Raw genomic sequence first — 12,944 nt, 5'->3', positions numbered from 1 at the left:
CTTATTAATAATTTTTGTAAATCCTAAACCATTATAATAATCTTTAATGGCAGCTAATTTTAATTCTTTAGAAAACATAAAAGAACCCCTTAGGTTAGATTTCTCCAACTCAAGGGGTTCAGTTCACTAACTTTAAGTTAGGTCTTTTTTTAAATGGTTTTAATTAATTCATCAACTTGGTTTTGTGCTTTTTGCCAATCATTATTTTCAATGATAGTGGCTACATCCTTTAAGTTGTCTGGGATTTCAATATCGCGTTTGTATTCATTACTGCGAATTCGTTGATTGACACGTTCGATGTCATCACCGCGTTTAATCATTCGTTCACGTAAGATAACTGGGTCGTTGACTTGGACAAACAAAACGATTGCTTGATCCCCTAGTTTTTCCTTATATGTAGCTGCACCCAATGTATCTAAAACAATAATTGCTAAATCATTTTTAGTCCATGCTTCGTTGATTCCTTCCATTGAGGATCCATACTTGGCATGTGAATATTCAACGTGTTCCAATAAATGCAATTGATTAAATGATTCGTTATTTTCAAAATAATAATCAATACCATTTTGTTCACCATCTCGTGGCGCTCTTGTGGTATGCGTAATTACTTTAGCTGCGTGGTATTTGTCAATCACGTAGTCGCGAAGAGAAGTCTTACCACTTCCCGCCGGACCGGTAATCACTATTAATTTCTTTGCATCCATTGGCTATCCCAGCTTTTCTACGATGTATTCGTTAGTATGTTTCAAAATGTCTTTTAGGTTATCGAAGGTAACGATCTTCATTGCTTCATCAAAAGGAGCCCAGACATAGTCGCTGATTTCTTCAGCTTGTAGCGTTACTTTATCACTATCAACTTGAGAAGTATAGAAAGTAACCACTTTATGGTGACCATTTTTCATGTCATAGTTTGCATCAATACTAAATTCGGTATCAATAGTGGCGTCAATGCCGGTTTCTTCTTTAATTTCTCTAATTGCTGCTTGTTCTAGCGTTTCATCGCCTTCAACGTGGCCCTTAGGAAATCCCCAGAAGTCACTAGTAGCACTTTTTTCTAATAGGTAGACTGGCTTATTATCAACTACGCGGTACACGATGGCACCTCCGTCAATCTCTGTTACCATAATCATCCCTCCACATTTGATTTGCTATCATTATATCATTTTGATAGATTATCATTAAGTATTTATCAGTAAAACTGAATAGATGTTTTGCTTAATCTGATATAATGAAAACAAACCTATACATAAGTTAGGAGAATAATTATGAAAAATCATCAATATGCAATTGCTGATTACAATTTAAAAGTTGCTAAGAACGAATTACGCGCTATTCATTTCTTAGATGAAGAAACTGATAAAATTGACAATCCATCAGCATTATTAAAACACTTCTTGATGACTTACTTTTTAGATTCACAAAGTTTAGCCATCCGAGGACAAAAAATTTCACAAATCATGGCTAGTTTTGAAGATGACGCACTAACCTACCTAGACAAAAACGCCCCACTATCCAAGATTGCGTTTTACAACATTGCGTTACAACTTCTACAATTCACAGTCGGTGAAGACTTCTTAATCGATAACTCTATCACTAAGATGCAAACTCTAAATCTACCAGTCGCCGACGTTCATGATCCAATGAGCCTATACGACGTGATTTGTGCATGGTATCTTCTATTGAATACCCACACTAAATACGGTGTGACTTTAATCGACTACCTAGCCGGTGAAGGTTACTTCGCCCAAAACTACAACCAATTCGACAAACCACTTATCTTCAACGGTAAGAGTATGCCAGTCTATGACACTAACAACCTAATTCGTGAAGTTGTCTACGTTGAAGCACCAATGGATACCGACAATGACGGTAAGTTAGACCTACTAAAGACTGAAATCGTTCGCCCAAAAGAAAGCAACAAGAAACCCGTTCCGGTCATCTTTACCGCTAGTCCTTACAATCAAGGCACCAACGATGCCGACGGTGAAAAGCTAACTTACAACGTTAACCTAGGACTTAAGCACAAAGAACCCAACACAGTGTCTCTATCGGACATTAATAAGAAGGAAAAAGAACCAGAACTACCTGCCGCACGTAACGTTGAAGGTAAGACTAGAAAGTCTGAACAAACATTTAGCCGTGAACAATCATACACTCTAAACGATTACTTCTTGGCTCGTGGATATGCCGTTGTCTACTCCGCTGGAATCGGAACTTACGAATCAGATGGCTTTAGAACCACTGGTGACAAGTATGAAACCATCTCAGCAACTGCCGTTATCGAATGGCTTGCCGGCAACCGTGTTGCCTTTACTAACCGTACCGACAACAACCAAATCGAAGCCTACTGGTCAAACGGAAACGTCGCAATGTCTGGCCGTTCTTACCTAGGTACCTTACAAATCGCCGCTGCCACAACCGGTGTTGCCGGACTAAAGGCCTGCCTAGTTGAAGCCGCTATTTCTAGTTGGTATGACTACTACCGTGAAAACGGACTAGTAATGGCTCCAGGTGGCTTCCAAGGTGAAGATGCCGATGTATTAGCTGCCGAAACTTACAGTCGTAAAAAGTCAGCTGCCGAAGACATCAAGAACGAAAAGAAATGGGAAATCCAACTAACTAACATCACTAATGAACAAGATCGTAATTCTGGTGATTACAACGCCTTTTGGAACAAGCGTAACTACCTAAACGACGCTAAGAAGATTAAGGCTGACATGTTCTTCATTCACGGTTTAAACGACGAAAACGTCAAACCAATTAATGTCGCAAACATCTGGCATGCCGTTGACCCATTAAACATCTCAAAGAAGATGATTTTACATCAAGGTCAACACATCTATATCAACGCATTCCAATCACTTGATTTCACAGACATGGTCAACCTATGGTTCACCAACAAGTTGATGGAAGTTGAAAACGATGCCGACAACCTAATCCCTAACATCTTGGTTCAAGACAATGCGACTGACCAAAACTGGTATGCAATCGATGAATTCGACGAAGATGAAAACCTAAAACGTTTTGAATTAGCTAAACCATCAGATGATTCTGAAGTTACTGACGACAAGGTTAGTTTCTCAGACTCACTAGATGAAAAGGACTTTGGAGCATACTGCAATGACATCAACAAGTGGGAAAACGACTTGGTAATTGGTGGAAGCGATGCTCCTATCAACGACAACCGTGTCATCTTTACCTTCGACAAACTTCTAAAGGATGTCACTATCAACGGTAAGGCTCACATCCACTTGACCGCATCATCATCAAAAGACTTCGGTATGTTGAGTGCTCAACTAATCGATTTAGGTGAAGACTTCAGATTAAACGCTCAACCAGAATCTGTTGACCACGCTAAGATTCAATTAGGCTACCTATGGCGTGAAGATAACCTTCGCGAATTCAAGATGAGTCGTAAGAAGACTCCATTCAAGAAGATTGCTGAAGGTCACATCAACATGCAAAACAGAAACAATGCTTACCAAGTAAATGATCTAAAAGCTGACGAATTCTACGAAGTTAACTTTGACTTACAACCAAATGTATACAAGGTTAAGGCTGGCCACCAACTAGCTGTTGTAATCTATTCAACAGACTTCGACAAGTCAATTCGTGGTAACCAAGATGTGAAGTACACCATCGATTTATCAGACTCAGCGGTTGAACTACCCTTCAACAAGGACTAGTATTAATAATAATTTAGATTGAAACGAGGGATTGTCATGAAACAACAAACAAAAATTATCACTTTAGATAATGGCTACCATTTATGGACCCACACTTCTGGTGAAGGTAAGATTAACTTACTTGCCCTACACGGTGGCCCTGGTGGAACCCACGAATACTGGGAAGACTCAGCTGACCAATTGAAGAAACAAGGTCTAGATGTTGCCGTTACCTACTACGATCAATTAGGTTCATGGTATTCCGATACCCCTGATTTTTCAGACCCTAAGGTTGCTGACAAGATTTTAACTTACGACTACTACGTTGACGAAGTTGAAGAAGTTAGACAAAAATTAGGTCTAGATGACTTCTACTTAATCGGTCAATCTTGGGGTGGTGTGTTAGTTCAACTATACGCACAAAAATATGGTGACCACCTAAAGGGTGCCATCATCTCATCAATGGTTGATGACATTGATGATTACACTAAGCACTTAGATGAAATTCGTGAAAAGGAATTTGCTCCTGACGAATTAGCATTCATGAAGAAGTGTGAAGCTGAAAACGACTACGACAACGAACGTTACCAAAACGATGTTGACCAACTAAACAAGGGTTACATCGACCGTAAACAACCATCTAAGTTGGAACACTTAATCAGCGTATCCAACACTGATATTTACAACAAGTTCCAAGGTGACAACGAATTCGTTATCACTGGTAAATTAGGTGAATGGCACAACACTAATCATCTATCAGAAAACCATGTGCCTACCCTAGTTACCTTCGGTGAACATGAATCAATGCCTGTTGAAACTGGTAAACGTATGGCTAAGATGATTCCAAACGCTAAGTTTGTATCAACTCCTAACGCTGGTCATCATCATATGATTGATAACGCCCCCGTTTACTACGATCATTTAGCTACTTTTATTCGTGAAGTGGAAAACGATACATTTAATAAGTAAGAACTCTCTGAAACTTTGAAGTTCTGAAAGAAAAAAAGACCTACTAGGTCTTTTTTTATATTATTTTTAATGTTTTCGTGGTATAACTATCTTTACTGAATTAAAGGAGTTCATCAAAATGCAAAACGTCTATAATATTGTGTTGAATCGAACCAACAGTAACAGCGTTGAACGATTCATCAACCTATTCAGAGAAGGCGCAATTATCCTTGTTGTCCTTGAAATCTTTGGATACCGAGTACCGTCTTTTCTAACTAATTCAATGAATAACTTCCTATTAAGTATTTTCTACTTAATTACGAGTTACAAAATTCCATTAATCTGTTTCATTCTATTGTGCGGATTATTCTTAGTATCAGAAGCTTCGATGCACCATCGCTATCTAGATAACCTGCATCACAACTTCTGGCGCCAACTAATCAAGCTATACAAATATGTCTGGATTATCGTCTTTACTGTTTGTTTGCTTGCTACTAATCTAGAAAGTCTAATTGACTTTAAATTTATCGTTGAAGCCAGATCATATGCGGCTGGATCAGACTTCTGGCAAACACTGTTTAGAAACTGTTTTGCCCTATTCATGTTCTTCTTGAATATTTACTGGTTCTTAGTTTACTTCTGTAACAGCGATAATGCTCTTGCGGAAAAGCATCCCCGTCAAAATCAATTGAATTCTAAGGGGTACATTAAGCTATCAAAACGTGAATTGGAATTCTCCAACCAACACGTTTACCTCCAAATATATGTAAGAAACAATGAATCACAGGCACTAGATGATATTAAGGAATACTTCTTGGTTAAACAGGTCAACTATCGAAACGACCGACAACACAAAGAAGATATCACCATCATCAGTCAGTTTGCCTCATACAGTGATGCTAAAAACTTTATGAATGACTACGCTGACGAACCAAGTAACTTTATGTAAAAAAAGGACCTACCATATTCTGGTAGGTCCTTTTTTGGTTTAAAACAAACTAATTAAAATAAATAAAGAAAAACAGGCAGCTGTTATGACACTGTATCTCGTATCGATCAATTGGCCATCGTCAATGTATAAATTGCGACCGCCGAAGAATAATACTAAGGCGATGAAAATAATTTTGACGGTTAACCATTCAATACATATAAGCGCCCAAAGCAACATCATAATATCTGCGATGATTAGCCACACTTTTCGACTATTATAGATGTTGTCCGCCTCCTTATTGTAATTAGTTATTTACTTGTCCTTGTGCTTTGGCAATTTCGTCGGCATCCCTTAGACTTAGTTTTTCAACATCTAAGACCTTGTCCACTAGTCCATTATAGAAACTAGTTTCGTGAGATACGATAATTGCATTTCCAGGGAAGTTATTAATCGCGTGTTTTAGTGATTCCTTGGTTTCGTCATCCAAGTGGTTAGTAGGTTCGTCCATGATTAAGAAGTTAGATGGAGTGAATTCCAACATCGCTAGTTTAACCTTGGTTTGTTCTCCCCCGGATAATTCGCCGATTGGCTTGGAAGCATTTGCTGAATCCAAACCACACTTAGCAAGTTTTGTTCTGATTTCTTTTTGCTCCAACTTAGGGAACTTGTTTTGAATGATTTGCATTGGAGTTTCATTGTTGTTGCTCCATACCAAATCTTGACTAAAGTAACTAACCTTAGCTGATGGTGAGAATGTTGCCTTCCCACCCTTTGGTTCTAGGATTCCTAGAATGGACTTGATTAGAGTTGACTTACCAACCCCGTTAAATCCTTGGAAACCAACCTTTTCATCAGTATTAACCGAGAAGCTAACTGGTTTTAGTAATGGTTTGTCATAACCAACTGATAGTTCGTCGACAACCAACGCATTTTGTGAACCAGTGTCTTCGTATGGGAAGTTAAATGATGCATGGATGTTAGTCGAAGGTGGATCAACCAATTCCATATGTGATAGCATCTTTTCTCTTGATTTAGCCATTGTTGATTTTGAACCAGCCTTATTCTTTCTAATGAAAGCTTTGGCCTTTTCAATTTCCACTTGTTGCTTATCGTATTCCCTTTGTTGAACCATTTCACGTTCAGCCTTTTGACGCATGGCTGACTTGAAGTCACCACGGTACTTGGTAATTTTACCAAAGGCGATGTTTACGATACAGTTAGTAACGTTTTCCAAGAAGTCGTAATCATGGGAAATTACCATTACGGCACCGTCAAAACCATTGATGTAGTCTTCCAACCACGCAATATGAGCAACGTCTAGATAGTTAGTAGGTTCATCAAGTAAGATAACGTCTGGATTTTCTAGAATTAACTTAGCTAGGATAATCTTTGATCGTTGTCCACCTGACATGTTAGTGATTTGTTGATCACGTTTGACATCATCTAGACCTAAACCAGTGATTACTCGTTCAATTTCGGTCTCAATATCATAGAAGCGTTTTGCTTCTAGTTCTTCTTGAATTCTTCCTGCTTGTTCCAATAACTTGTCATCAAAGTTTTCTGCATATTGTTCATACAATTCTTGCATATGCTTTGATTTATCGTATAGGTCTTGATAAGCAGTGTGCAGAAAATCAATCAATGTCATTCCTTCTGGAATATCAGCGTATTGGTCCAAGTACCCAACGCTAACATTGTTTTGCCACTTAACTGAACCTGAGATTGGCAATTCCACTCCGGTAATAATCTTAATCAAAGTTGATTTTCCTACCCCGTTTTGTCCAACAATTCCCATATGTTCACCCTTATTAAGGGTAAAACTTGCTTCATCGTATAGCTTTTTGTCGGCAAAACCCATACTGATATCTTTAACATCTAATAAAGCCACAGTCTTTTTCTCCTTTTTTCTATTCCGTACTTATATATAATTACAAAATTAACACATTTTAGGGACAAACGTCAATTTTTCGGCGGTTCAAGCAACATTAAATCGTTATATTTTCCTTTATAATGGTATAATTGACTCTGTAAAAAATTTAAAAAGGAATGATCATAATGAAGGTCAAAGATATTGACCATATTACAATCTTTGCCAATGATCTAAAGCTATGCATGCGTTTTTACCATGAAGTTTTAGATTTACCAATCATTGAATTCACTGATGACAGACTTGAATTCCAACTTGGCAAGCAAAAACTAATCTTCCTTCAAAATGACAGTGACGATAATGTCCCGGAAAATCCTACGCCGGGTTCATCTAAATTCTGCATCATTGTGAAGGACTCATTAACGGACTTAAGTGCCCATTTAGCCAACTATGGCGTTACCATCATCGACGGCCCCAAAAAAGTTCATGGTTCAAATGGACCAATGAATTCACTTTTCATAAATGATCCAGAAAAAAATGTAATTGAAATTTGTGAATATTAATTAAGAATTATAATCAATATCACAGTTTTTTTAATTAATTTTAAGTGCTAACAAACGTTATTATTATGCCCAATAAGCAGCAAAAACTGTGTCATGGTAGGTCTTTAAACATTTTACATGGACATGGATTTTTGTTAGTATACTCAAAGACCATGAAAGGAGTTTTATGAAAAAAAATAAGAAATCAAGAAAAGTAGGTTTATTTCAAATTGTAATGTTGGGACTTAGTTCCATTATTGGTTCAGGTTGGTTATTCGGTTCATGGGAAGCTTCCCGTGTTGCTGGTCCAGCCGCTATCATCTCATGGGTAATCGGTGCTATTGTTATTGGTGCTATCGCCTTTAACTACATCGAACTAGGTTCAATGTTCCCCGAAAGTGGTGGTATGAGTAAATATGCTCAATACACTCACGGGTCTCTATTAGGTTTTATTGCTGCCTGGTCTAACTGGGTATCATTAGTAACCTTGATCCCAATCGAAGCCGTTGCCGCTACCCAATATATGGGTTCATGGCCATGGAAATGGGCTCATTGGACTCACGGTTTTATCGTTAATGGAGAAATTTCTAATCTAGGTTTATTTGTCGTTTTTCTTTTCATATTAGTCTTCACGCTATTAAATTATTGGTCTGTTAATTTACTAGCTAAATTCACTAGTTTTATTTCAATCTTTAAACTAGGAATTCCGCTACTTACTATCATCATGTTAATCCTATCTGGATTCCATGGTGGAAACTTCGCATCACAAGGCTTCATGCCTTATGGTAGCGCTGCTATTTTCTCAGCTACAACAGCTTCAGGAATTATTTTCTCATACAATGCATTCCAAGTTGTTATTAACATGGGAAAAGAAATTAAGAACCCTAAACGTAATATCGCTTTAGGTATTACCATTTCATTGGCTATTAGTATTGTTATCTATGTTGCCCTACAATTTACATTTATTAGTGCCGTAGAACCATCAGTACTTGCCAAGGTAGGTTGGCATGGTATCAACTTCGAATCACCATTCGCCGACTTAGCAATTATGTTAGGTCTACATTGGCTTGCCGTATTGCTATACTTTGACGCCTTCATTTCACCATTCGGTACTGGTGTTTCATTTGTTGCTCAAACAAGTCGTACATTAGCCGCTATGGTTCAAAATGAACACATGCCTAAGTTCTTAGGTAAAATCAATGAACGTTGGGGTGTTCCAAGAATTGCGATGGTTGTTAACATGATCATTTCTGTTCTACTAGTTGCTCTATTTAGAAGTTGGGGCACTCTAGCAAGTGTTATTTCTACTTCAACATTGATTGCTTACTTAACTGGTCCAGTTACAGTAACATCATTGAGAAAAATGGCACCTAATTTCAAACGTCCAATTCGTATGAGAATGCTACAATTCATGGCACCATTAGCTTTCGTGTTAGCTAGTTTAGCTGCATACTGGGCAATGTGGCCAACAACCGTCAAGGTTATCGTAGTTATTCTATTAGGTCTTCCATTCTACTTCTACTTTGAATGGAAAACTGACTGGAAGAAGACAAAGAACCAATTCGCTGGAAGTTTCTGGATGATTGGTTACCTGATCTTCATCTCAGTAATGTCATACGTAGGTTCAGCACCATTCGGTGGTCAAAACTGGATTCCATATCCATTGGACTTCGTTGTGATTATTATTGTTTCCCTAGCTTTCTACAGATGGGGAATTTCCAGTTCAATGGTAAGTACTGATCTTCATAATGCTAAAGTGGTCAATGACCAAATCAATCTAGACGCATATGAAGATGAACCAACTGACGAAAATAAAGAAGACAAATAAAGCATAAGAACACCATTTGGTGTTCTTTTTTATTTGTCCGGTATTTTATTTCTTGACAATTATAATTCTTAAACTTAAAATGAACTTAACTTAAATGAGAGGAGAAAGAACCAATGAAGAATATTTTATCAAAAAATCTAAGTTCTCGTTGGCAAAGCTGGTGCCTATAGGTCGCATTACTAGTATAGATGCGACTTATGATGCAATCATTAAGCGCATCTGTACCGGCTTCTTTCTCACGAATAAATAAGCCTGTGCGGATATGATTCAAACACCACAGGCAAAAAGAACGGGTAACCTGTAGTGTCTTGGGTTATCCGTTTTTTTATTGCATTTATGTAACATTTTAAGCTTTATGCCAAAAGGAGAATAAGTTATGAAAAGACTTTATACAGTCATTTTTGTCCTAGTCGTATTACTAGGTTTTGGTTTTTACCAAGAAAAACAACCACACAAGATCAGCCGTGATCATACCCCTACTGTTGGGATTTTGCAACTTACAGAACATCCCGCTTTAGACGCTATCCATAAAGGAATTATCGATGGATTGAAGGAATCTGGTTACATTCCAGGTAAAAACATCAATATTGATTTTCAAAACGCAGAAGGTGACCAAGGAAACTTAAAGACAATGAGTTCTAAGTTTGCAACCGAAAACGTCGACATGTCAATCGGTATCACCACCCCATCAGCGCAAGTACTAGCTAACACAGTTAAAAACGCCCCGCTTATTCTAGGTGCGATTACTGATCCTAAGTCAGCTGGTTTAGTTGATTCAAATGAACACCCAGGTCGTCAAGTTACCGGTGTTTCAGATTTTCCTCCAATGAAGGAAGAATTAAAGCTAATCAAAGAAATTATGCCTAATCTACATACTCTAGGGGTAATTTACACATCAAGCGATGACTCAGCTACATCTCAATATCATCAATTCGTTGAACTATGCAAGAAGGAACACGTTAACGTTAAGGGGTACTCAATTTCAAACACTAACGATTTAAACCAAGTTGCTACTCAAATGGTGCAAAACGTTGATGCCGTCTACGTACCAAACGACAACACCGTTGCTTCAGCAATCCAGACATTAGTAAACGTTGCTAACACCAAGAACGTGCCCGTCTTCCCTACTGCTTCAACTGTTGTTAAGCAAGGTGCATTAGCTACCATTGGTTTGAACCAATACAAGCTAGGTGTGCAAACTGGTAAGATGGCAGCTCGCGTTCTAAAAGGTGCTAACCCAGCCAACATGCCAATCGAAAAGCTAAATCATGGTGATCTAGCAATCAACTTAGGCCAAGCCAAGAAACTTGGTATCAAGATTCCTGACTACCTACTTAAGGAAGCCAAAAGAAACGGAGTGATTTACAAATGAGTTTAATTATTTCAGCAATCGGACAAGGACTATTATGGTCAGTAATCGGAATTGGTCTTTACCTAACATTTAGAATTCTAGACTTCCCTGATATGACCGTTGAAGGAACTTTCCCAATGGGTGCTGCAACTGCTGTTACAGCAATTGCTCATGGTGTCAATCCAGTTTTAGCTACTATCCTAGCCTTCTTGGTTGGATGTGTCGCTGGTCTTGTTACCGGTCTTTTATACACTAAAGCCAAGATTCCTGTACTACTTGCCGGAATCTTAGTAATGACTGCCTCATACTCAATCGATCTTCGCATCATGGGTAAGCCTAACCAATCACTATTAGGTCTACCTACCTTACTAAGCGGTAAGTTTCTACAATCATTACCACCTTACTTCGATGGTGTCTTCGTTGGTTTCGTAGTCATCACTGTCGTAACTTTAATTCTTATTTACTTCCTACAAACTGATTTAGGTCAAGCCTTCATCGCCACCGGTGATAACGAAAACATGGCCGAATCATTAGGTATCAACACTGATAACATGAAAATCATGGGTGTGAGTGTATCTAACGGACTAATCGCCCTAGGTGGTGCTTTAGTTGCCCAAAACAACGGTTACTCCGACGTTAACATGGGTATCGGTATCATCGTTGTTGCCCTAGCATCAATCATCATTGGTGAAGTTATCTTCGGTGATTTAACCATGAACCAACGTCTAGTTGCCGTAATTGTCGGCAGTATTTTATACCGTCTAGTATTACTACTAGTTCTACAACTTGGTTTCAACGCCAACGACTTGAACTTAATCTCATCAATCCTACTTGCGATTTTCATGGGTCTTCCCGCATTCGAAAGTCGTTTCCATCTAAAACATGTCTTGAAAAGGGGGCTAAAAAATGACTAAGACAATCTTTCAATTAAAAGACGTCGTAAAGACTGTTAACGAAGATACTCCAGAAGAATTAAACATCTTAGATCACGTTGACCTAGACATTCATGAAGGTGACTTCATCACAATTCTAGGTTCCAACGGTGCTGGTAAATCAACATTATTCAACACCATTGGTGGTAACCTTCGCCCTACTTCTGGTCAAGTTATCTACAAGGATAAAGACATCACTAACATGTCAGTTGTTAAACGCACATCATTTTTAAGCCGTGTCTTCCAAGACCCTAAGCTAGGAACTGCTCCTCGTATGACAGTTGCTGAAAACCTATTGCTTGCTGAAAAACGTGGTGATCACCATCACCTAGTACCTCGTAAGCTAAAAGGTGAAATGAAACGTTTCAAAGACATCACCGCTAAGATGAACAACAACTTAGATCATCGTTTAAACACCGCCACCGGTAGTCTATCTGGTGGACAACGCCAAGCATTGAGTTTTTTAATGGCAACCATCAAGAAACCAGGTATCTTACTACTAGATGAACATACCGCTGCATTGGATCCTAAGACATCCCAAAACCTAATGGACATTACCGATGAAACCATCAAGGAACAAAACCTAACCTGTCTTATGATTACCCACCACCTAGAAGATGCATTGAAGTATGGAAACCGCCTATTGGTACTACACCAAGGAAAGATTTCATACGACATCTCAGGTGAAGAAAAGCAAAAACTAACCAAAGAAGAACTACTTACATTCTTCAACGATATTCAATAAAAAAAGAAGTGACCTGAACCCCTAAAATTGGAAGATGGTTATGCTATTTTCTGGGAGGAATTGATCCGGTATTCAACCGGTGACATTCCTCCCAGTTTTTGTTTTATACGATAATTGTTGTAATAAGATATATAT

The 12,944-nt window shown here is 38.3% G+C and carries 12 protein-coding genes; 8 read left to right on the top strand and 4 right to left on the bottom strand.

Features of this window, described 5'->3' with window-relative positions:
• Positions 1 to 149: 149 nt before the first annotated feature.
• The gene (locus OEZ61_RS07350; protein ID WP_057175900.1) at positions 150 to 704 is read right to left on the bottom strand and encodes a guanylate kinase; all 555 of its coding nucleotides are present in this window, start codon (positions 702 to 704) and stop codon (positions 150 to 152) included.
• A 3-nt stretch (positions 705 to 707) separates the two neighbouring features.
• Positions 708 to 1,124 carry an NUDIX domain-containing protein gene (locus OEZ61_RS07345; protein ID WP_034535195.1) on the bottom strand — a complete coding sequence of 139 codons (417 nt, stop codon included), beginning with the start codon at positions 1,122 to 1,124 and terminating at the stop codon, positions 708 to 710.
• Positions 1,125 to 1,265: 141 nt separating this feature from the next.
• Here OEZ61_RS07345 and OEZ61_RS07340 point away from each other — a divergent pair, with 141 nt between their 5' ends.
• The 3 genes from OEZ61_RS07340 (at position 1,266) to OEZ61_RS07330 (ending at position 5,562) form a co-directional block, all read left to right on the top strand.
• The gene (locus tag OEZ61_RS07340) at positions 1,266 to 3,686 is read left to right on the top strand and encodes a Xaa-Pro dipeptidyl-peptidase (protein WP_290047271.1); all 2,421 of its coding nucleotides are present in this window, start codon (positions 1,266 to 1,268) and stop codon (positions 3,684 to 3,686) included.
• Between the two features lie 36 nt (positions 3,687 to 3,722).
• Positions 3,723 to 4,634 carry a proline iminopeptidase-family hydrolase gene (locus OEZ61_RS07335; RefSeq protein ID WP_290047270.1) on the top strand — a complete coding sequence of 304 codons (912 nt, stop codon included), beginning with the start codon at positions 3,723 to 3,725 and terminating at the stop codon, positions 4,632 to 4,634.
• A 118-nt stretch (positions 4,635 to 4,752) separates the two neighbouring features.
• Positions 4,753 to 5,562, top strand: a complete 810-nt coding sequence (locus OEZ61_RS07330) for a hypothetical protein (RefSeq protein ID WP_034531443.1) — start codon at positions 4,753 to 4,755, stop codon at positions 5,560 to 5,562.
• A gap of 286 nt (positions 5,563 to 5,848) precedes the next feature.
• Here OEZ61_RS07330 and OEZ61_RS07325 read toward each other — a convergent pair whose 3' ends face one another.
• The gene (locus tag OEZ61_RS07325; RefSeq protein WP_034531619.1) at positions 5,849 to 7,402 is read right to left on the bottom strand and encodes an ABC-F family ATP-binding cassette domain-containing protein; all 1,554 of its coding nucleotides are present in this window, start codon (positions 7,400 to 7,402) and stop codon (positions 5,849 to 5,851) included.
• A gap of 197 nt (positions 7,403 to 7,599) precedes the next feature.
• Between OEZ61_RS07325 and OEZ61_RS07320 the strand changes: the two genes are divergently transcribed.
• The 5 genes from OEZ61_RS07320 (at position 7,600) to OEZ61_RS07300 (ending at position 12,809) form a co-directional block, all read left to right on the top strand.
• Positions 7,600 to 7,974, top strand: coding sequence for a VOC family protein (locus tag OEZ61_RS07320; RefSeq protein WP_053791973.1), 375 nt, complete (start codon positions 7,600 to 7,602; stop codon positions 7,972 to 7,974).
• Positions 7,975 to 8,140: 166 nt separating this feature from the next.
• Positions 8,141 to 9,781, top strand: coding sequence for an APC family permease (locus OEZ61_RS07315; protein ID WP_034535204.1), 1,641 nt, complete (start codon positions 8,141 to 8,143; stop codon positions 9,779 to 9,781).
• Positions 9,782 to 10,157: 376 nt separating this feature from the next.
• Positions 10,158 to 11,153 (top strand): tryptophan ABC transporter substrate-binding protein, encoded by a 996-nt coding sequence (trpX, locus tag OEZ61_RS07310; protein WP_034535206.1) that lies wholly within the window; start codon positions 10,158 to 10,160, stop codon positions 11,151 to 11,153.
• A complete protein-coding gene (locus OEZ61_RS07305; protein ID WP_053795734.1) occupies positions 11,150 to 12,046 on the top strand; it encodes an ABC transporter permease in 897 nt (298 codons plus the stop codon). The genes trpX and OEZ61_RS07305 overlap by 4 nt, the downstream gene beginning before the upstream one ends.
• The gene (locus OEZ61_RS07300; RefSeq protein ID WP_034531433.1) at positions 12,039 to 12,809 is read left to right on the top strand and encodes an ATP-binding cassette domain-containing protein; all 771 of its coding nucleotides are present in this window, start codon (positions 12,039 to 12,041) and stop codon (positions 12,807 to 12,809) included. The genes OEZ61_RS07305 and OEZ61_RS07300 overlap by 8 nt, the downstream gene beginning before the upstream one ends.
• Positions 12,810 to 12,847: 38 nt before the next feature.
• On the opposite strand, the gene OEZ61_RS08255 is transcribed toward OEZ61_RS07300, so the two are convergent.
• Entirely contained in the window at positions 12,848 to 12,940 is a 93-nt protein-coding gene (locus OEZ61_RS08255) for an IS3 family transposase (protein ID WP_080719905.1), read from the bottom strand.
• Between the last annotated feature and the right edge of the window lie 4 nt (positions 12,941 to 12,944).

Source organism: Apilactobacillus sp. EABW-1NA, assembly GCF_030398685.1.
GTDB lineage: Bacteria > Bacillota > Bacilli > Lactobacillales > Lactobacillaceae > Apilactobacillus > Apilactobacillus waqarii.
Note: the sequence above shows the minus strand (reverse complement) of the source record. Positions and strands in the feature narration are given on the sequence as shown.